General features: G+C 71.3%; 17 protein-coding genes. 10 read left to right on the plus strand and 7 right to left on the minus strand.

Going from position 1 to position 19,999, the window contains the following annotated elements; genetic code table 11:
* Window positions 1-42: 42 nt before the first annotated feature.
* On the minus strand, window positions 43-660 hold the full coding sequence (locus IE177_RS04085; RefSeq protein ID WP_190013295.1) for a TetR/AcrR family transcriptional regulator: 618 nt from the start codon (window positions 658-660) through the stop codon (window positions 43-45).
* A gap of 209 nt (window positions 661-869) precedes the next feature.
* Between IE177_RS04085 and IE177_RS04090 the strand changes: the two genes are divergently transcribed.
* The 4 genes from IE177_RS04090 to IE177_RS04105 all read left to right on the plus strand — a co-directional run bounded on the left by IE177_RS04090 (window position 870) and on the right by IE177_RS04105 (window position 5,239).
* The gene (locus IE177_RS04090) at window positions 870-1,844 is read left to right on the plus strand and encodes a tetratricopeptide repeat protein (RefSeq protein ID WP_190013296.1); all 975 of its coding nucleotides are present in this window, start codon (window positions 870-872) and stop codon (window positions 1,842-1,844) included.
* Between the two features lie 624 nt (window positions 1,845-2,468).
* Window positions 2,469-3,116, plus strand: a complete 648-nt coding sequence (locus tag IE177_RS04095; protein ID WP_190013297.1) for a DUF6230 family protein — start codon at window positions 2,469-2,471, stop codon at window positions 3,114-3,116.
* Window positions 3,117-3,234: 118 nt separating this feature from the next.
* On the plus strand, window positions 3,235-3,825 hold the full coding sequence (locus IE177_RS04100; protein ID WP_190013298.1) for a DUF6114 domain-containing protein: 591 nt from the start codon (window positions 3,235-3,237) through the stop codon (window positions 3,823-3,825).
* The gene (locus tag IE177_RS04105) at window positions 3,815-5,239 is read left to right on the plus strand and encodes a hypothetical protein (protein ID WP_190013299.1); all 1,425 of its coding nucleotides are present in this window, start codon (window positions 3,815-3,817) and stop codon (window positions 5,237-5,239) included. Before IE177_RS04100 ends, IE177_RS04105 begins: the two co-directional genes overlap by 11 nt.
* Window positions 5,240-5,355: 116 nt before the next feature.
* Here the strand turns inward: IE177_RS04105 and pyk are convergent, their stop codons facing one another.
* From pyk to pta, 3 genes are all read right to left on the minus strand, one after another.
* On the minus strand, window positions 5,356-6,780 hold the full coding sequence (pyk, locus tag IE177_RS04110; protein ID WP_190013300.1) for a pyruvate kinase: 1,425 nt from the start codon (window positions 6,778-6,780) through the stop codon (window positions 5,356-5,358).
* A gap of 80 nt (window positions 6,781-6,860) precedes the next feature.
* Complete coding sequence (locus IE177_RS04115; protein WP_190013368.1) at window positions 6,861-8,072, minus strand: acetate kinase; 1,212 nt, start codon at window positions 8,070-8,072, stop codon at window positions 6,861-6,863.
* 23 nt (window positions 8,073-8,095) lie between these two features.
* Window positions 8,096-10,225, minus strand: coding sequence for a phosphate acetyltransferase (gene pta / locus IE177_RS04120; protein ID WP_190013301.1), 2,130 nt, complete (start codon window positions 10,223-10,225; stop codon window positions 8,096-8,098).
* Window positions 10,226-10,432: 207 nt separating this feature from the next.
* Between pta and IE177_RS04125 the strand changes: the two genes are divergently transcribed.
* Entirely contained in the window at window positions 10,433-11,458 is a 1,026-nt protein-coding gene (locus IE177_RS04125) for an ATP-dependent 6-phosphofructokinase (protein ID WP_190013302.1), read from the plus strand.
* Window positions 11,459-11,756: 298 nt separating this feature from the next.
* On the opposite strand, the gene IE177_RS04130 is transcribed toward IE177_RS04125, so the two are convergent.
* Together IE177_RS04130 and IE177_RS04135 are read right to left on the minus strand one after the other, a co-directional pair.
* Window positions 11,757-12,446, minus strand: a complete 690-nt coding sequence (locus tag IE177_RS04130; protein WP_190013303.1) for a response regulator — start codon at window positions 12,444-12,446, stop codon at window positions 11,757-11,759.
* Complete coding sequence (locus IE177_RS04135) at window positions 12,443-14,092, minus strand: sensor histidine kinase (protein WP_190013304.1); 1,650 nt, start codon at window positions 14,090-14,092, stop codon at window positions 12,443-12,445. The genes IE177_RS04130 and IE177_RS04135 overlap by 4 nt, the downstream gene beginning before the upstream one ends.
* Before the next feature lie 161 nt (window positions 14,093-14,253).
* Here IE177_RS04135 and IE177_RS04140 point away from each other — a divergent pair, with 161 nt between their 5' ends.
* Window positions 14,254-15,633, plus strand: a complete 1,380-nt coding sequence (locus IE177_RS04140) for a cation:dicarboxylate symporter family transporter (RefSeq protein ID WP_190013305.1) — start codon at window positions 14,254-14,256, stop codon at window positions 15,631-15,633.
* Window positions 15,634-15,838: 205 nt separating this feature from the next.
* On the opposite strand, the gene IE177_RS04145 is transcribed toward IE177_RS04140, so the two are convergent.
* Window positions 15,839-16,453, minus strand: a complete 615-nt coding sequence (locus tag IE177_RS04145) for a TetR/AcrR family transcriptional regulator (RefSeq protein WP_190013306.1) — start codon at window positions 16,451-16,453, stop codon at window positions 15,839-15,841.
* Window positions 16,454-16,589: 136 nt separating this feature from the next.
* Here IE177_RS04145 and IE177_RS04150 point away from each other — a divergent pair, with 136 nt between their 5' ends.
* The 4 genes from IE177_RS04150 (at window position 16,590) to IE177_RS04165 (ending at window position 19,932) form a co-directional block, all read left to right on the plus strand.
* The gene (locus tag IE177_RS04150) at window positions 16,590-18,269 is read left to right on the plus strand and encodes an MFS transporter (RefSeq protein ID WP_190013307.1); all 1,680 of its coding nucleotides are present in this window, start codon (window positions 16,590-16,592) and stop codon (window positions 18,267-18,269) included.
* A 94-nt stretch (window positions 18,270-18,363) separates the two neighbouring features.
* Window positions 18,364-19,128, plus strand: a complete 765-nt coding sequence (locus IE177_RS04155) for a DUF2127 domain-containing protein (protein WP_190013308.1) — start codon at window positions 18,364-18,366, stop codon at window positions 19,126-19,128.
* Between the two features lie 46 nt (window positions 19,129-19,174).
* Window positions 19,175-19,603: a MerR family transcriptional regulator gene (locus tag IE177_RS04160; protein WP_190013309.1), complete on the plus strand. Its 429-nt coding sequence runs from the start codon at window positions 19,175-19,177 to the stop codon at window positions 19,601-19,603.
* Window positions 19,600-19,932, plus strand: a complete 333-nt coding sequence (locus IE177_RS04165) for a thioredoxin family protein (protein ID WP_308431533.1) — start codon at window positions 19,600-19,602, stop codon at window positions 19,930-19,932. Before IE177_RS04160 ends, IE177_RS04165 begins: the two co-directional genes overlap by 4 nt.
* Window positions 19,933-19,999: the final 67 nt, after the last annotated feature.

The raw sequence follows: 19,999 nt of genomic DNA on the forward strand, positions 1-19,999 counted from the left end.
GGTTCTGGGACCCGGCGGGGATCTGAGACCCCGCGGCCCCGCTCAGGCCGAGGAGGCCAGGCCCAGCAGCAGGACGCGCGTGAAGGAGCGCACCCACTCCTCGTCGGCCGGCTTGCCGCTCACCAGGGTGCGGTGGACCACCGCGCCCGCGACCACGTCGAAGATGAGGTCCCCCGTACGGGTGGCCTCGGCGGGGTCCGGCACAGAGGGGAGTTCGCCGCGGCGCTGGGCCCGCGCGCGGCCCTCCAGGACCAGGCGCATCTGGCGCTCGACGATCGAGGCGCGGATGCGCTCGCGCAGGGCGTCGTCGCGGGTCGACTCCGCGACCACCGCCATCAGGCCACTTTTGGCCTCCGGGCGGGCCAGGATGGCCGCGAACTGCAGCACCACGCCCTCGATGTCGGCGGCGAGGCTGCCGCGGTCGGGCAGTTCCAGCTCGTCGAACAGCTCGGCCACCGCGTCCACGACCAGTTCGTTCTTGCCCGCCCAGCGGCGGTAGAGCGTGGTCTTCGCGACCCCGGCCCGGGTGGCGACGTCCCCCAGGGTGAGCTTCGACCAGCCCAGTTCGACCAGCGCCTCCCGCGTCGCCGCCAGGATCGCGGCGTCCGCGGCCGCGCTGCGCGGGCGTCCGGTACGGCTGGCGGGGGTGCGGCTCTGCATGACCTGACCATAAACCGACGGTTCCTGTGGCGTGGTGAGGGAGATCACCGGGCTGTGGTGTCGCGAGGCGCCCTCATGCCATTACGCTACGGGTCGTAGCGAAAGCTCGCGAGGGACGTACGCGGGCGACGACCATGGCGTGGGGTGGGGACCCGGCGCCGCAGCACACGGTTTTTCATTCAGGCGCGGGAACGGGGGAGGATAGACGCATGCAGCCACGGAACATGTCCATGAGCGGCGTCGTCGACCTCGCCGCGGTGAAGGCGGCCCAGGAGGCCAAGGCCAAGGCCGAGCAGACGCGCGCCGAAGCCGCCCGGCAGGGCGGCGCGGGGGCCGTCTCCCCGGCCGATCTCGTCATCGACGTCGACGAAGCCGGTTTTGAGCGCGACGTCCTCCAGCGCTCCGCCGAAGTACCCGTCGTCATCGACTTCTGGGCCGAGTGGTGCCAGCCCTGCAAGCAGCTGAGCCCGGTCCTGGAACGGCTGGCCGTCGAGTACGACGGGCGCTTCCTCCTCGCCAAGATCGACGTCGACGCCAACCAGATGCTGATGCAGCAGTTCGGGGTGCAGGGCATCCCGGCCGTCTTCGCCGTGGTGGCGGGACAGGCCCTGCCGCTGTTCCAGGGCGCGGCCGGCGAGCAGCAGATCCGGCAGACGCTGGACCAGCTCGTGCAGGTCGCCGAGCAGCGCTTCGGCCTGACCGGTCTGACCGTCGACCCGGACGCGGAGCCGGGCGGCGCCCCCGTCGCGACCGCCGCGCCGGAGGGGCCGTACGACGCGCTCCTGAACGCCGCCGCACAGGCCCTGGACGCGGGCGACCTGGGCGGCGCCGTCCAGGCCTACAAGAACGTGCTGGCCGACGACCCGGCCCACCCCGAGGCGAAGCTCGGCCTCGCACAGGCCGAACTGCTCCAGCGGGTGCAGGACTTCGACCCGCAGAAGGTGCGCCGGGAGGCGGCCGAGAAGCCGGCCGACGCGGACGCCCAGATCGCCGCCGCCGACCTGGACCTGGTGGGCGGTCATGTCGAGGACGCCTTCGGGCGGCTGATCGAGACCGTGCGGCGCACGGCGGGTGACGACCGTGACACGGTACGGCGCCGGCTGCTGGAGCTGTTCGAGGTGGTGGGCCCCGAGGACCCGCGGGTGATCGCGGCGCGCCGGGCGCTGGCACGCGCCCTGTTCTGACCGGCGCCGGACACGCCACGGGCTTGTGATGCCGGGGTGAAACATTCGCCGAGAGGCGTCGAGGCGACCGCGCTTTACCAAATCTTGGTAATCGCGGTCGCTGTTACTCCGAGTAAATCCGAGCCGTTGGTCTGTCTGGATTCGTCCAGGGATCAACGGCTTTGTTCTGCCCTGAAGTGCCACCCAGGGTGGCTTTCCGAGACCGGTCGGTCGTCCTCCGGTTATCCGGCCGTTACTAGCCAGTAACGAACCCCCTTGTGTCCGGGCCGAGAATGCACCACGATCGGCGACGCTCGGTCCTATCCCAATACCCCGGCAGCCGGTCGGGTCACGGGAGACTCTGGGTCCCCACCGAGCAGAGCCGGCGGCAGTGGTGCCGGCTCTTGGGCAGGGGGGTCTTCGCCGTCCGGTGAAGCCTGTCCAGCAAGGTTGTGCGTGATGCGTGTCAGGCGCGACCAGTGGTTGTCGCTCGGGGGTGATCGCCGGTGATTCGGGCGCGGTTCGCGCCGCCGAGTGCAGGCGCTCTCCTTCCCGAGGACGTAGCACTTCTCCCATCCCTGCCTGGCTGAGCCGCCGACTGGGGCGAGTCCGGGCCAGGAGATGTACGTCCGAGAAGGAGGAAATATGGAGTCCCAGGTGCGTGGCGGGACCAGATGGAAGCGCTTCGCTGTGGTCATGGTCCCCAGCGTCGCCGCTACGGCCGCGATAGGTGTCGCCCTCGCGCAGGGCGCTCTCGCTGCTTCGTTCAGCGTGTCGGGCCAGGAGTTCAAGGTCACGGCCGACACCCTGCACGGTGAGGGTTTCGCGCAGTACGGAGCGGTCGACAGCGGTTACACGCTCGACGGCAAGAAGACGGCCCACGCCGTCGCCGTCTCGTCCTTCAAGGACGCGACGATCAAGAACATGTGCCAGTCCGTGGTCACCCCGGACGTGCCGTTCCTCGGCTCGATCACCCTCCGCCTGGAGGCTGGTGGCGCCGGTCACGACGCGGTCTCGGCCCACAACCTGTACATCGACGTCGACGACCTGAACGCGGACGCCACGTTCAACGGCATCGACATCGGTGTGGCCGCCAAGGACGCCAGCAAGGGTCCGGGCATGAAGGGCAACGGCGAGCAGGCCAACCCCTACGGCTTCGCTCAGCAGGCCGACTCGGCCGACCTGACCAACGTGAAGCAGACGGCGTGGGCGACCACCGCCGGAACCTTCAAGCTCAGCGGTCTCCACATGTCGCTGCACAAGGGCGACGGCAAGGGAATCGAGTGCTACTAGGCACTCGGTGATCGGGCGGGGGAGCCGACGGCGCCCCCGCCCGTTCCATCACCGGCCGTGCCTTCACGCGCGGCACACATCACCACCACAGCAACGCCGCACCAGGGAGCTGTTTTCCATGAGCGCCGAGACTCCTGCCGCCGAATCCGGCCAGCACACCAGCCGGAAGCTGCAGTTCCGCGCCTGGCGGGGCACGCGTCCGTTCTGGGCCGGCCTGTACGTCCTGCTCAGCGGTCTTCCGATCATGTACTTCCCGTACTTCCACCTCCAGCTCGGTCACCTGACGCTGGCGATGGCGACCACGGCCGGAGCCGGCTCCCTGATCATCGGCGTGCTGCTCGTCGTTCTGGGCATCAGCCTCTGGTTCCAGAAGCACGTGCGCACGTTCGCGGGAGTCGCCGCGATCCTGCTCGCGCTGGTGTCGCTCCCCGTGTCCAACTTCGGCGGCTTCCTCATGGGCTTCCTGCTCGCCCTCATCGGCGGAGCGATGGCGATCGCCTGGGTGCCCGGCGCACCGGAGCAGCCGCAGCCGCCGGCCGAGGCCGCGCCGGCCGAGGGCGGCGCTCCCGGGACCGCGCCGCTGCCCCGGCAGGGGACGGAGCCGGTCGGCGACGGGGACACCTCCCAGGCCGCTGTGGCACTGGAGAAGAACGACCTGTCAGGAACGAGCCCGGCCAACGGGGCGAACGGGAGGCACAGTGCCGGCTGACGAGGTGACCCGCGGGAGCGACGTGGAGGAGCCCCGCGCGAGAACCGGGCCCCGCCACGCGGCACCCAGGAAGCCGCTGTTCACCAGGTTCCACATGCCTGCCGGCAAGGCGATAGCCTCCGTGGCGATGCCGACCGCGGTGCTCATGGGCATGGGCTTCACGTCGACGCTCGCGCTGGCCGACAACGGCAGCCCGTCCCCGTCGACGACCGCCAAGAGCCTCACGGCCGACGAGTACAAGGACTGCGTCAAGGCGCTGGACGACGCCAAGGACCCCTCGGCCTCGCCGTCGCCGTCCGCCTCGGAGACGACCGGGACGCCGGACACCGCGACGCCGTCGACGGACACCGGTGCCGAGGACTCCAAGGCCTCGGGCAAGACCTCTTCGCCGGATTCAGGTTCCGACGACAAGGCCGCGCCCAAGCCCGCCGACACCTCCGGGTCCTCGGACTCCGGCACCTCCGGCTCCGGCTCGTCCGACTCGGGCTCCGACTCGGGCTCCGGCACGGGTTCCGGCACGGGTTCCGACTCGGGCTCCGGCACGGGCTCCGGTGGTGACACGGCCACGCCCAGCCCGTCCGCGTCCCAGAGCAGCGGCGGCGGTGTGCTGGACAAGATCGGCGACACCCTCGGTGACATCCTCACCGGCGGGGACAAGGACTCCGCCACGGCGTCCGCGAGCCCGACGCCGTCCGCCTCCCCCTCGGCGGACGCGTCCTCGGCCCCGCAGCCCGGGAGCGACACGTCGAAGTCCGGCACGGACACTGCCTCCGACACCGTCAAGGACACCGCCTCCAAGGCCGGCAAGACGGTCGAGGACACGGTGAAGAACACCACCGACAAGGCCTCCAGGACGGCCGAGGACACCACCGGCAAGGTGAAGGACGCGACCGAGTCGGCGACGCCGGCACCGTCCGCGAGCGCCTCCACGTCCGCGGAGGACTGCCCGGTGGCCACCGACGACGAGGGCGGCGTCGACAACAAGACGCTGGTCGCGGACGACCCCTGGTACCTCAACGCCAGCTCGCTGCTGCTCAAGGGCGCCGACTACCAGGGCATCGTCGAGGTGAAGACGGCCAACGGCACCAAGAAGAAGGTGCTGAAGTACGTCATCTCCGACGGCACGGAGATCGGCGACCTGCACCAGACGGTGAACGACAAGCAGGCCGGCAAGACGTACCACGTGCAGGCGGCCAAGGGATCCAAGTCCACGATCACCGGCGGCAAGACCGTGATGTACACCGAGAGCATCTCCGGCAACCTGCTCGGGCTGATCCCGGTCACGTTCAGCCCCGACAGCCCGCCCCCGCTGAACATCCCGCTGATCTACTTCACCAACGTGAAGGTGGTCCAGGCGGCGCAGTTCGGCGGCAACCTGCACGTGCCCGGCATGCACGTGTACACGACCGGCTGAGCGGTCGTACGAGCCTCTCCGGGAGCCGCACACAGCTGAGGGCGCCCCCTGTCACAGGGGGCGCCCTCAGCGCCGTACGAGGCCCTCGGCCGTGTCCGCGACCCGGGCGGGCTGGGTCAGTTGCCGCCGCCGAGGTGGTGCACGCGCAGCATGTTGGTGGTGCCCGGGACGCCGGGGGGCGAGCCGGCGGTGATGATGACGGTGTCGCCCGCGTCGAACCGGTTGAGCTTGGCGACCTCCTGGTCCACCAGGTCGACCATCTCGTCGGTGGTGTTCACGAACGGCACCACGTGCGACTCGACGCCCCAGCTCAGGGTGAGCTGGTTGCGGGTGGCCTCCTCCGTGGTGAAGGCGACGATCGGCTGGGTCGCGCGGTAGCGGGACAGCCGGCGCGCGGTGTCACCGGAGTTGGTGAAGGCGATCAGTCCCTTGCCGCCGAGGAAGTCGGCGATCTCGCAGGCCGCGCGGGCCACCGAGCCGCCCTGGGTGCGCGGCTTCTTGCCCGGCACCAGCGGCTGCAGGCCCTTGGAGAGCAGCTCCTGCTCCGCCGCGGCGACGATCTTCGACATGGTCTTGACCGTCTCGACGGGGTACGCGCCCACGCTCGACTCGGCCGACAGCATGACCGCGTCGGCGCCGTCCAGGATCGCGTTGGCCACGTCGGAGGCCTCGGCGCGGGTCGGGCGGGAGTTGGTGATCATCGACTCCATCATCTGGGTCGCCACGATCACCGGCTTGGCGTTGCGCCGGCACAGCTCGATCAGGCGCTTCTGCACCATGGGGACCTTCTCGAGCGGATACTCGACGGCCAGGTCGCCACGGGCCACCATGACGGCGTCGAACGCCGCCACGACGTCCTCCATGTTCTCGACCGCCTGCGGCTTCTCCACCTTGGCGATCACCGGGACCCGGCGGCCCTCCTCGTCCATCACCCGGTGGACGTCGTGCACGTCCTTGGCGTCCCGGACGAAGGACAGGGCGACCATGTCGCAGCCCATGCGGAGGGCGAAGCGCAGGTCCTCGATGTCCTTCTCGCTGAGCGCGGGCACGTTGACGGCCGCGCCGGGCAGGTTGATGCCCTTGTGGTCGGAGACGACACCGCCCTCGATGACGATCGTCCGCACGCGCGGGCCCTCGACGTCCAGGACCTTCAGCTCGACGTTGCCGTCGTTGATCAGGACCTGGTCGCCGCGGGAGACGTCGCCGGGCAGCCCCTTGTACGTCGTGCCGCAGATGTTCTTGTCGCCCGGCACGTCCTCGGTCGTGATGACGAACTCGTCACCACGCTCGAGTTCGACCGGACCCTCGGCGAAGGTCTCCAGGCGGATCTTCGGGCCCTGCAGGTCGGCGAGGACACCGATGGCCCGGCCGGTCTCCTTGGACGCGGCCCGGACGCGGTCGTACCGCGCCTGGTGCTCGGCGTGGGTGCCGTGGCTGAAGTTGAACCGGGCCACATTCATGCCCGCGTCGATCATGGCGACGAGCATCTCGTGGGAGTCGACCGCGGGGCCGAGAGTACAGACGATTTTCGAACGGCGCATGGGGCGATCCTATCGGTTTGTTTCGCAACGGAATATTCCGTCTGGCGGAAGATACAAATGAGTGCCACGGCGCTCAGGTGCTATTCCTTGTTCTTTCCGACCAGTGCGTAGGTCTGCGTCGCGATCTCCAGTTCCTCGTCCGTCGGCACCACGGCCACGGCCACCCGTGCGGACCCGGGCGAGACCAGTCGCGGCCCGCCGCCGCGCACCGCGTTCCGCTCCGGGTCCACGGCCAGCCCCAGGCCTTCGAGGCCCGCGATCGCCGCCTGGCGCACCGGCGCCGCGTTCTCGCCGACGCCCGCGGTGAAGGCGACCGCGTCGACGGTGCCGAGCACGGCGTAATAGGCGCCGATGTACTTCTTGATCCGGTGAATGTAAATGTCGAAGGCGAGCGCGGCCTCTTCGTCGCCGTCGTCGATCCGGCGGCGGATCTCCCGCATGTCGTTGTCCCCGCACAGACCGAACAGGCCGCTCCTCTTGTTGAGAAGAGTGTCGATCTCCTCCATGGACATTCCGCCGACACGGGCCAAATGGAAGATGACGGCCGGGTCCAGATCTCCGGATCGCGTACCCATCACGAGCCCCTCCAAAGGCGTCAGCCCCATGGAGGTCTCCACGCACCGGCCCCGCTCGACCGCCGACGCCGAGGCGCCGTTGCCCAGGTGCAGCACGATGACGTTCACCTCGGACGGCTCCTTGCCCAGCAGCCGCGCGGTCTCCCGCGAGACGTAGGCGTGCGAGGTGCCGTGGAAGCCGTACCGGCGGATGCGGTGGCGGTCGGCGATCTTCGGGTCGATCGCGTAGCGCGCCGCCGGCTCCGGCACGGTCGTGTGGAACGCCGTGTCGAACACGGCGACCTGGGGCAGGTCAGGGCGCAGCGCCCGCGCGGTGCGGATGCCGGTGAGGTTGGCCGGGTTGTGCAGCGGGGCGACCGGGATCAGCCGCTCGACCTCGGCGAGCACCTCGTCGTCGATGACGGTGGGCTCGGTGAAGAACATGCCGCCGTGCACCACCCGGTGCCCGATCGCGGCCAGTTCGGGTGAGTCCAGGCCGAGGCCGTCCCGGCGCAGCTCCTCGGCGACGGCCTTGAGGGCGGCGTCGTGGTCGGCGATCGGACCGCTGCGTTCGCGGGTGTCGCCGCTGCCGACGAGGGTGTGCTGGAGCCGGGACGTCTGCTCGCCGATGCGTTCCACCAGGCCGACGGCGAGCCGGCGGGCGTCGCGCATGTCGAGCAGCTGGTACTTCACCGACGAGGAGCCGGAGTTGAGGACGAGGACACGGGTCGCGGTCACGGTGATGGGCATGCTCTCTGTGCTCAGCTGGCGGACGTCTGGGCCTGGATCGCCGTGATGGCGACGGTGTTGACGATGTCCTGGACGAGCGCGCCACGGGACAGGTCGTTGACCGGCTTGCGCAGGCCCTGCAGGACCGGGCCGACGGCGATGGCGCCGGCCGAGCGCTGCACGGCCTTGTAGGTGTTGTTGCCGGTGTTGAGGTCGGGGAAGATCAGCACGCTGGCCTGTCCGGCGACCTCGGAGCCGGGCAGCTTGGTGGCGGCGACGGACGGTTCGACGGCCGCGTCGTACTGGATCGGCCCCTCGATCTTGAGGTCCGGCCGCCTGTCGCGCACCAGTTCGGTGGCCTCGCGCACCTTCTCCACGTCGGCGCCCGAGCCGGAGGTGCCGGTGGAGTACGACAGCATGGCGATCCGCGGCTCCACCCCGAACCGCGCGGCCGTGGCCGCCGACTGGACCGCGATGTCGGCGAGCTGCTCGGCGTCCGGGTCCGGGTTGACCGCGCAGTCGCCGTAGACCAGCACCTTGTCGGCCAGGCACATGAAGAACACCGACGACACGATCGAGGAGTGCGGCGTGGCCCGCCCCGCTCCCGCGGCCACCGCGTCCGGCGTGCTCGGCGCGGCCTCCTTCGTCCTGATGATCTCGAAGGCCGGCCGGATGGTGGCCGCCGTGGAGTGCACCGACCCGGACACCATGCCGTCGGCCAGGCCCTCCTGCACCATCAGGGTGCCGAAGTAGTTGACGTCGGAGACGACGTCGTAGGCCAGCTCCACGGTCACGCCCTTGTGGGCGCGCAGCCTCGCGTACTGCTCGGCGAAGGCGTCGCGCAGTTCGGAGGTGGCCGGGTCGATCAGCTGGGTGTCGCCGAGGTCGATGCCGAGGTCGGCGGCCTTCTTGCGGATCTGGTCGACCGGCCCGAGCAGGGTCAGGTCGCACACGCCACGGCGCAGCAGCACCTCGGCGGCGTGCAGCACCCGCTCCTCGGTGCCCTCCGGCAGGACGACCCGGCGCTTGTCGGCGCGGGCCTGCTCCAGCAGTTTGTGCTCGAACATCATCGGGGTGACCCGGTCGCTGCTCGGCGCGGAGACCCGGCGGGCCAGGTCGCCGGTGTCGGCGTACCGCTCGAACAGACCGAGCGCCGTCTCCGCCTTGCGCGGGGTGGCCGCGGTCATCTTCCCCTCCATGGAGAACAGATGCTCGGCGGTGGGGAAGCTGTTGCCGGTCACGGACAGCACCGGTGTGCCGGGGGCGAGGCGGGCGGACAGGGTGAGGATCTCGTCGCTCGGCACCTCGTTCAGGGTGAGCAGCACACCGGCTATGGGCGGGGTGCCGGCGCTGTGCGCGGCCAGCGAGCCGACGACCAGGTCGGCGCGGTCGCCCGGGGTCACCACCAGGCAGCCCGGGGTCAGGGCGGCCAGGAAGTTGGGCAGCATCGCGCCGCCGAAGACGAAGTCCAGCGCGTCCCGGGCCAGGCCCGAGTCGTCGCCGAGCAGGACCTTGGCGTCGAGGGCGTGGGCGATCTGGGAGACGGTCGGCGCGGACAGCGCGGGCTCGTCGGGCAGCACGTAGCAGGGCACCGGCAGCCGGTTCGCGAGCCGCTCGGCGATCTCGTCGCGGTCCTCCCGGGCGACCCGGTTGGTGACCATGGCGAGCACGTCGCAGCCCAGGCCGTCGTAGGCCCGGTAGGCGTTGCGCGTCTCGGCGCGCACCGCCTCGGCGCTCTGCCGGCGGCCGCCCACCACCGGGATCACGGAGGCGCCGAACTCGTTGGCGAGGCGGGCGTTGAGGGACAGCTCGTCCGGCAGCTGGGTGTCGGCGAAGTCGGTGCCGAGGACCAGGACGACGTCGTAGTCGCGGGCGACCAGGTGGAAGCGGTCGACGAGCGTGGAGACCAGTTCGTCGGTGCCCTGCTCGGCCTGGAGCGCGGACGCCTCCTGGTAGTCCATGCCGTAGACGGTCGCCGGATCCTGTGCGAGGCGGTAGCGGGCCCGCAACAGCTCGAACAGCCGGTCGGGGCCGTCGTGCACGAGCGGACGGAAGACCCCCACCCGGTCGACCTGCCGGGTCAGGAGCTCCATGACCCCCAGCTCCACGACCTGACGGCCGTCCCCCCGGTCGATGCCGGTCACGTACACGCTGCGCGTCACGTGTCCACTCCGTTCCTCATGTCCGCGTACGTCCATGTCGCGTAAATGCGTCGTCGGCACAAAAATCGCCCACCGAGGTGAGCAGAACCCTCTTGACAGTACCCCCGCTGCCGGTTAAGGCGCCCGTCAAGATTTCACCCGTCCGGCAGACGTGAAACAATCGGCACTGGCTCACCGGCACCGACAGCGAGCAGGAGACACAGCACGATGCGCATCGGAGTTCTCACCGCAGGCGGCGACTGCCCCGGCCTGAACGCCGTGATCCGGTCGGTCGTGCACCGGGCGGTGACGCAGTACGGCGACGAGGTCATCGGCTTCGAGGACGGCTACCGGGGTCTGCTCGACCGTCACCACCGCACCCTCGACCTGGACGCGGTCAGCGGCATCCTGGCGCGCGGCGGCACCATCCTCGGCTCCTCCCGCCTGGAGCGCGACCGGCTGCGCGAGGCCTGCGAGCGGGCGACCGACATGGTCGAGTCGTTCGGCATCGACGCGCTGATCCCGATCGGCGGCGAGGGCACCCTGACCGCGGCCCGCATGCTCTCCGACGCCGGCCTCCCGGTGGTCGGCGTCCCCAAGACGATCGACAACGACATCTCCTCCACGGACCGCACCTTCGGCTTCGACACCGCCGTCGGCGTCGCGACCGAGGCCATGGACCGGCTGAAGACCACCGCCGAGTCCCACCAGCGCGTGATGGTCGTCGAGGTCATGGGCCGGCACGCCGGCTGGATCGCCCTGGAGTCCGGCATGGCCGCCGGCGCCCACGGCATCTGCCTGCCCGAGCGCCCCTTCGACCCCGCCGACCTGGTGAAGATGGTCGAGGAGCGGTTCGCCCGCGGCAAGAAGTTCGCCGTGATCTGCGTCGCCGAGGGCGCCCACCCGGCCGAGGGCACCATGGACTACGGCAAGGGCGAGATCGACCAGTACGGCCACGAGCGGTTCCAGGGCATCGGCACGGCGCTGGCCTACGAGCTGGAGCGGCGCCTCGGCAAGGAGGCCAAGCCGGTCATCCTCGGACACGTCCAGCGCGGTGGCGTGCCCACCGCCTACGACCGCGTCCTCGCCACCCGCTTCGGCTGGCACGCCGTCGAGGCGGCGCACCGCGGGGAGTTCGGCCGGATGACCGCGCTGCGCGGAACCGACATCGTGATGGTGCCGCTCGCGGAGGCGGTCACCGAACTGAAGACGGTGCCGAAGGACCGCATGGACGAGGCGGAGTCGGTCTTCTAGACCCCGCGCGGACCGTGGGCGGTTCGCTCGCCGGCGCTGCCGGGCCGCCGCCGCGCCCACCCGTGCCGCCCCAGCGGCACGACTGCCCGCAACGGCGGGGGCGCGGCAGGCCGACGGTGCTGCAGCTCCCCAGGGGCGCGGGGAACTGCGCGACCGGCCCCTCACGGGCCCGCGGCCGGAGACGGTGGCCCTAAGCGGCGGGGGCACCTGAACGCCGACGGCGCTGCAGTCCCCTCAGGGGCGCGGGGAACTGCGCGACCGGCCCCCACGGACCCGCGGCCGGACGCGCCACGGTGACTCACCGGCTCTGCGGTACCCAGCGGTACACCAGCTCCGGCCGGCCCACCTGCCCGTACTGCGGGCTGCGGCCCGCCCGGCCCGCGTCCACCAGGTGCTCCAGGTAGCGCCGGGCGGTGATCCGGGAGATGCCGACCGCCTCCGCGACGCCCGCCGCCGTGAGGCCCTGCGCGGCCTCCCGCAGGGCGCCCGTCACCCGCTCCAGCGTCGGCCCGCTCAGCCCCTTCGGCAGGGCCGCCGGGGCCGGGGCGCGCAGCACGGCCAGGGCGCGGTCGACCTCGTCCTGGCCGCTCGCCTCGCCGGCCGCCGCGTGGAACTCGGCGTAGCGGACGAGGCGGTCGCGGAGCGTGGCGAAGGTGAAGGGCTTCAGGACGTACTGGACGACGCCGAGGGAGACGCCCTCGCGGACCACCGCCAGGTCCCGGGCCGACGTCACGGCTATGACGTCCGCGTGATGCCCGGCCGCGCGCAGCGAGCGGGCGAACTGCAGGCCGTGCACGTCCGGCAGGTGCAGGTCCAGCAGCAGCAGGTCCACCGGTGTGCGGTCCAGGAAGCGGCGGGCCTCGGCGCCCGTGTGGGCCTTGCCGACGGCGACGAAGCCCGGGACCCGGCCCACGTACAGCATGTGGGCGTCGGCCGCCACCGGGTCGTCCTCGACCACGAGGACCCTGATGGGTCTGGGGCCGGTCATGCCCCACCGCCCGCCGGCAGCGGGGAAGGACCGACCGCAGCCGTGCGCAACGGCAACCGCACCTCGAACACCGCTCCGCCCTCACCGGATTCCGCCACCGTCAACGTGCCCTCGTGGCGGTGCACCGCCTGCCGGACCAGGGCCAGTCCGAGCCCCCGCCCGCCCGGCCCGGCCGGCTTCGTCGAGAACCCCCGCTGGAATACCAGGTCGGCGTGGGCGGGGTCGAGACCCGGGCCCGTGTCCGTCACCCGCAGCACGACCTCGGCGTCCGACGCGTACGCCGTCACCGTCACCCGGGCCCCGGCACTGCCCTGGGCCGCGTCCACCGCGTTGTCGATCAGGTTGCCGAGGATGGTCACCAGGTCCCGCGCGGACAGGCCGGCCGGGAGCAGTCCGTCGTCCAGCCGGCTGTCCGGCGACACCACCAGCTCGACGCCCCGCTCGTTGGCCTGCGCCGTCTTGCCCAGCAGCAGAGCCGCCAGCACCGGTTCGCTCACGGCCGCGACCACCTGGTCGGTCAGCGCCTGGGCCAGCTCCAGCTCGGCCGTCGCGAACTCCACCGCCTCCTCCGCCCGCCCCAGCTCGATCAGCGACACGACCGTGTGCAGGCGGTTCGCCGCCTCGTGCGCCTGCGAGCGCAGCGCCTGCGTGAAGCCGCGCTCCGAGTCCAGCTCGCCCATGAGCGACTGGAGCTCGGTGACGTCCCGGAGGGTGACGACCGTGCCGCGCCGCTCCCCGCCCGACACCGGGGAGGTGTTCACGACCAGAACCCGGGACGCGGTCAGGTGGACCTCGTCCACCCGGGGCTGCGCCGACAGCAGCGCGCCCGTCAGCGGGGCGGGCAGGCCCAGGTCCGTCACCGGGCGGCCGATCACGTCCGCGTCCGGGGCGTCGCCCACGCCCAGCAGTTCCCGTCCGCCGTCGTTGATCAGCGCGACCCGGTACCGCCCGTCCAGCATCAGCAGGCCCTCGCGCACCGCGTGCAGCGCGGCCTGGTGGTAGTCGTGCATCCGGCTCAGCTCGGTGGCGTTCATGCCGTGGGTGTGGCGGCGCAGCCGGGCGTTGACGACGTACGTGCCGACCGCGCCCAGCAGCAGGACCGCGCCGGCCACCCCGAGGAGGGCCGTGACCTGGTCCTGTACCCGGGCGCTGATCGCCTCCACCTTGATGCCGGCGCTGACCAGGGCGACGACCCGGCCGTTCTCCTCCACCGGGGTCACCGCCCGGACGGACGGGCCGAGCGTGCCGGTGTAGGTCTCGGTGAAGGTGTGGCCGTGCTGGGCGGGGCCGATGCGGCCGAGGAAGCGCTTGCCGATCTCGGCGCGGTCGGGGTGGGTCCAGCGGATGCCGTCCGCGTTCATGATCGTGACGAAGTCGACGTCCGCGTCCCGCATGACCTGGAGGGCGTACGGCTGCAGCGCGGCCGAGGGGTCGGGCGTGTGCAGCGCCGAGCGGACCGAGGGCGCGTCCGCGATGGAGCGGGCCACCGCCGTCACCTGGCGGACCGCCGCGTCCTCGGCCTGCCGCTGGTCGCTGATGTAGGTGAACAGCGCGTATCCGGCCACGACCACCGCGATCAGCACGGCCTGCATGGCGAACAGCTGGCCCGCCAGGCTGCGGGGTCGGGGGAGGGTGGGGAGGCGCATGTCAGCAGTGTGCCTCCGCCGTCCGCCGTCCGGCGTGAACTAAATGAACGGAAGGGTGACCGCCCTCACAGGGCCGGGAGATAGTCACGGCGTTCCCCGGAACGCCCGGACGTGAGCCGCACGCCGGTTGTTCGCCGACGAAGACGTCAAGGAGGGCAGTCGTGGCCGCCAGCACTCCCGATACGGCACCTGCCGCACCCCGCGTGAAGCGGGACCGGACCCACTATCTGTACATCGCCGTCATCGTGGCGGTCGCGCTCGGCATCGCCGTGGGGCTGATCTGGCCCGATGCCGCGGTCGAGCTCAAGCCGCTGGGCACCGGCTTCGTGAACCTGATCAAGATGATGATCTCGCCGATCATCTTCTGCACGATCGTGCTCGGTATCGGTTCCGTACGGAAGGCCGCCAAGGTCGGCGCCGTCGGCGGCATCGCCCTCGGCTACTTCCTCGTGATGTCGCTGGTCGCCCTCGCGATCGGGCTCGTCGTCGGCAACGTGCTGCACCCGGGTGACGGTTTGGACATCACCAGCGCCGTCAAGGCGACCGGGCACGAGCAGGTGTCCGCGGACGCGCTGCCGCCCGTCGACTTCGTGCTGTCGATCATCCCGAAGACCTTCGTGTCCGCCTTCACCGAGGGCCAGGTGCTGCAGACGCTGCTGGTCGCGCTGCTCGCCGGGTTCGCGCTGCAGGCCATGGGGGCGGCCGGGCAGCCCGTGCTGCGCGGCGTCGAGCACATCCAGCGGCTGGTCTTCCGCATCCTGTCCATGGTCATGTGGGCCGCGCCGATCGGCGCCTTCGGAGCCATCGCGGCGGTGACCGGCTCGGCCGGTGTGGACGCGCTGAAGAGCCTGGCCGTGCTGATGCTCGGCTTCTACGTCACCTGCTTCCTGTTCGCGTTCGTCGTGCTCGGCGCGCTGCTGCGGATCGTCACGGGCGTGAACGTCTTCTCGCTGTTCAAGTACCTGGCCCGGGAGTTCCTGCTGATCCTGTCCACCTCCTCCTCCGAGTCCGCGCTGCCGCGGCTGATCGCGAAGATGGAGCACCTGGGTGTCAGCAAGCCGGTCGTCGGCATCACCGTGCCGACCGGCTACTCCTTCAACCTCGACGGCACGATGATCTACATGACCATGGCGTCGCTGTACATCGCCGACGCGCTGGGCACGCCGATGTCGGTGGGCGAGCAGATCCCGCTGCTGCTGTTCCTGCTGCTGGCCTCCAAGGGCGCGGCCGGTGTCAGCGGCGCGGGTCTGGCCACCCTCGCCGGTGGCCTGCAGTCCCACAAGCCCGCGCTGGTCGACGGCGTCGGCCTGATCGTCGGCATCGACCGGTTCATGAGCGAGGCGCGGGCCCTGACGAACTTCGCGGGCAACGCCGTCGCCACGGTGCTGGTGGGCACGTGGACCAAGGAGATCGACATGGTCCGGGTGCGCCGGGTGCTCGCGGGCGACCTGCCGTTCGACGAGACGACGCTGATGGACGAGGGCCGGGTTACGGTTGCCGACGTTCCCGGGACGAGGGACGAGGAGCTGGCCAAGGCCTGATCCGCCGCAAGGACACCGGACGTCCGGCCCCGCCTGAACCCGGGCCGGGCGTTCGGTCACCGCCGCCGGGCGGCTGAGTCTCCCCCCGTGTCTCAGCCGCCCGGCTCCCGACTTCCCCGAGCGGTACTCGGCGACGGGAGCACCGCGAGCGGCGTACGCCGACGGCTTCCGTCCACGGCCTCTTCCGGGCCTCGTCCGGCAGGCCCTACGACACCTCGGCCACCAGCTCGGTGGCCCGCGAGGCGGGTACGCCCGCCGCGGTCAGCACGCTGACCGCGGCGGAGCGGCCCGCCTCCTGTGCTGCCAGCAGCCCGTCGTTGACCGCCTCCATCACCGCGAACAGCATCTGCTCGTGCACGTACGCCAGGGCGGGCGCGGGCAGCGGCGAGCTGAACACGCCCCTGTCCAGGCCCTCCTGCAGCACCCGGATCCTGGTCTCGCGCACGGGGGCGAGCCGTTCCCGGATGCCCTGCACGGTGACCGTGCGCTGGGCCAGGGCGACCAGCAGCCGGTAGCGGTCGGCGATCTCCCAGACCGCCAGCACCGAGCGGGCCACCGCCTCCGCCGGGTCGCCCACGGCATCCCGGGCGCGTGTGTCGGCGTCCGCCAGCGCCTCCACGGCCCCGTCCACCAAGGTGCTGATCAGCGCCTCCCGGCTCGGGAAGTGGCCGTACACCGTCCGCCGTACGACGCCCGCGGCGCGCGCGATCTGGTCCATGGAGACATCGGGGTCGCGCAGCAGTTCGGCGAGGGCGACGTCGAGGATGCGGCGCCGGTTGGCGTCGGCGCGGCTGGGGTTACCCGTGGTCATGGCCGTCATTGTGCCTTCCCGGTTCGAGTTGCACAGCACTGTGCAACGGCGTACATTGCACACTGTTGTGCAATTGCACGCTGTTGTGCAGTTCCCTGATGCGACCACCTGCACGTTCTCGTCGCACACCCGAGGAAGGCGACCCATGCGACTCGTCATGACCGAACCGGTCGAGAGGATGGACCGGCCCTACGCCCGGCGCTGGTGGGCGCTGCTGGTGCTGTGCCTGAGCCTGCTGATCATCGTGATGGCGAACACCGCCCTGACGGTCGCGGCGCCCGACATGACGAAGGACCTCGGGCTCTCCAGCTCCGACCTGCAGTGGGTGATCGACGGCTACACCGTCCCCTACGCGGCGCTGATGCTGCTGCTCGGCGCGATCGGCGACAAGTACAGCCGGCGCGGGGCCCTCCTGCTGGGCCTCGTGGTCTTCGGCGGCGGAGCCGTCTTCGGGTACCTCGCCGACAGCTCCGGCACCGTCATCGCGGCCCGGGCCGTGATGGGCGTCGGGGCAGCGCTGATCATGCCCGCCACGCTCTCCCTGCTCGCCGCGACCTTCCCGCGCGCCGAGCGGGCGAAGGCCATCACCCTGTGGACCGCCACCGCCGGGCTCGCCATCGCCGCCGGTCCGGTGGTCGCCGGCGCGCTGCTGCGCGGCCACGGCTGGTCCTCGACCTTCCTGATCAACGTGCCCGTCGCGGCCGTCGCGATCGTCGGCGCCCTCGTCCTCGTACCGCCGTCCAGGGCCGGGCATCACGACCGCATCGACTACGTCGGCGGGCTGCTGTCGGTGATCTGGACCGGCTCGCTGGTCTACATGATCATCGAGGGGCCGCACTTCGGCTGGGGCGTCAAGGCCGTCACCGCCGCGGTCGTCGCGGGTGCGGGCCTGCTCGCCTTCGTCCTCTGGGAGCTGCGCCACCCGCGCCCGCTCCTGGACGTCCGGCGCTTCGCGCACCGCCGGTTCGCGGGCTCCAACCTCGCCGTCGCCCTGTTCTTCCTCGCCGTCTTCGGCGCCTTCTATTACCTCACCCAGCACCTGCAGTTCGTCCTCGGCTACGACGCCCTGGAGACCGGCGTGCGCATGCTGCCGCTGGCCGGCGCCGTCTTCGTGGGCTCGGCCCTGACCGGCTGGCTCACCCCGCGCGTCGGCATGAAGTGGACGGTCGGCGCGGGCATGGCCGGCGGCACGACCGCCCTCGCCCTGCTGACCCGCGTGGACGCGGGCTCCACGTACGGCGACTTCGTGGCGCCCCTGATCATCCTGGGCCTGGCCATCGGACTCGCCCTCTCGCCCTGCACCGACGCCATCATGGGCGCGTTCCCGGAGTCCGACCTCGGCGTGGGCGGCGCCGTCAACGACACCTCGCTGGAACTGGGCGGCTCGCTCGGCATCGCCCTCCTCGGCTCGCTGCTCGCCACCTCCTACGGCGACCACCTGAGCGACGCCACCGCCGGCAGCGGACTCCCGGCGAGCGCCCTGGACACCGCGCGGGACTCGGCCGGCGCCGGATACGCCGTCGCGCAGGGCATCGGCGACAAGGCCCACGAGGCGGCGGCGCGGGCGGCCCGTGCGTCGGATCCGCAGCAGGCCGCGCAGCTCAAGCAGCAGGCCGCCGAACTCGCCTCCGGCGCCCGCCGGATGGCCGACGCGGTCGGCTCCGCCTTCTCCGACGCCGTGGCCCACACCAGCCTGGTCGGCGCGGCCATCCTGGGCGTCGGCACGGTGCTGGTGGTCCTCCTGCTGCCGCGCAACGAGGGTGCCGCGGCCCGGGCGGAGGCCGAGGCGCAGGAGAGGGAACCGGCGGGCAGCGCGGCCGGGTGACCGCTCCTCACCCGGGTCCGCTAGCGTGCCGCTCCGGATCAACCGGAACGGCACGTTCGCGCGTGGCGTCTGTGAGTGCATGGAGGCACGGGGGATGACGATCGACTGGGACCGGCGGACCTGCGCGCGCAAGGGGCACGTTACCTATGCGCCCGACGATCCGCGGCTGCGGGTGCGGCTGCACGCCCAGACCGCGCTCGGGGAGGTGTGGCGCTGCCTGCGCTGCGGTGACTTCGTGCTCGGCGAGCCGCACGGCTCGGGGCCGGCCGACGACGCCCCGCTGGTACCGCGCGGCAAGGTGCTGCGGGACCTGTTCGTGCTGCGCTTCCTCGCGATCGAGCGGGCGGTGCGCGGGGTGTTCATCGTGCTCGTCGCGGTCGCGGTCTGGAAGTTCAGCAACAGCCAGAACGCGGTGCGGCGCCTGTTCGACGAGTACCTGGACGTCTTCCGCCCGGTGTTCCGGCACTTCCACTACGACCTCGACCACTCGCCGGTCGTCGGCTCGGTGCAGAAGGCCTTCGGCTACAAGCACTCCACGCTCCTGCTGGTGGCCGCCCTGCTGCTCGCCTACGCCCTGGTCGAACTGGTCGAGGCGGTCGGCCTCTGGTACGCCAAGCGCTGGGCCGAGTACCTGACGGTGGTCGCGACCGCCGCCTTCCTCCCGCTGGAGATCTACGAACTCACCGAGCACGTCAGCTGGCTGAAGATCACCACGCTGGTCCTCAACATCCTCGCGGTCCTCTACATCGCCCTGACCAAGCGCCTGTTCGGGCTGCGCGGCGGACGCCGCAAGTTCGACGAGGAACGGCACAGCGCCTCCCTGCTGGAGGTCGAGGAGGCGGCCGGGGTGCCGGTCTGACACGGGTCTTGCCCTGACGCCGACGTCAACGCCTACGGTCGTGGTCATGCGAATCGGCGAGCTGGCCGCGCGGGCCGGGACCACCACCCGCACGCTGCGCTACTACGAGACACGGGGACTGCTGCCCGCCCGGCGCGACGGCAACGGGCACCGCAGCTACGACGAGAGCGATCTGCGGCTGCTGCGGCAGATCCGGACGCTGCGGGAGTCCGGGTTCGACCTGGAGGAGACGCGGCCGTTCCTGGAGTGCCTGCGCGCCGGGCACCCGGAGGGCGACGCCTGCCCGGCCTCACTCGTGGTCTACCGGCGCAAGCTGGACGAGCTGGACGGGCTCATAGGTCAGCTGACGGCGGTGCGGGAGACGGTCGCGCGGCAACTGGCGCGGGCCGAGCGGGCGCGGGACGAGCTGGCCGCCGAAGCGCTGGCTCCGGGAGGTCCGGAGCCCCTGTGCGAACTGGGAGGGCAGGAGAGATGATCAAAGCGGCGGGTGTGGCCGAGGTGCGGGACGCGGACTTCGCGACCGAGGTCCTGGAATCGGAACTGCCGGTGCTGGTGGAGTTCACCGCCGACTGGTGTCCCCCGTGCCGGCAGATGGGCCCGGTGCTCAGCGACCTCGCGGCACAGGAGGGCCACCGGCTCAAGGTCGTCCAGCTCGACGTGGACACCAACCCGGACACCACGAACGCGTACAAGGTTCTCTCGATGCCGACGTTCATGGTGTTCCAGGGCGGCGAGCCGGTGAAGGCGATGGTGGGCGCGCGGGCCAAGCGTCGCCTGCTGGAAGAGCTGGCCGACGTGCTGTAAAGCGCGGAACCCCCACGAAAAAATCCCCCGGGCAATTGCGCTCGGGGGATTTCTGTGCGTATATTCG

It is taken from the genome of Streptomyces lucensis JCM 4490, assembly GCF_014650035.1.
Classification (GTDB): domain Bacteria; phylum Actinomycetota; class Actinomycetes; order Streptomycetales; family Streptomycetaceae; genus Streptomyces; species Streptomyces lucensis.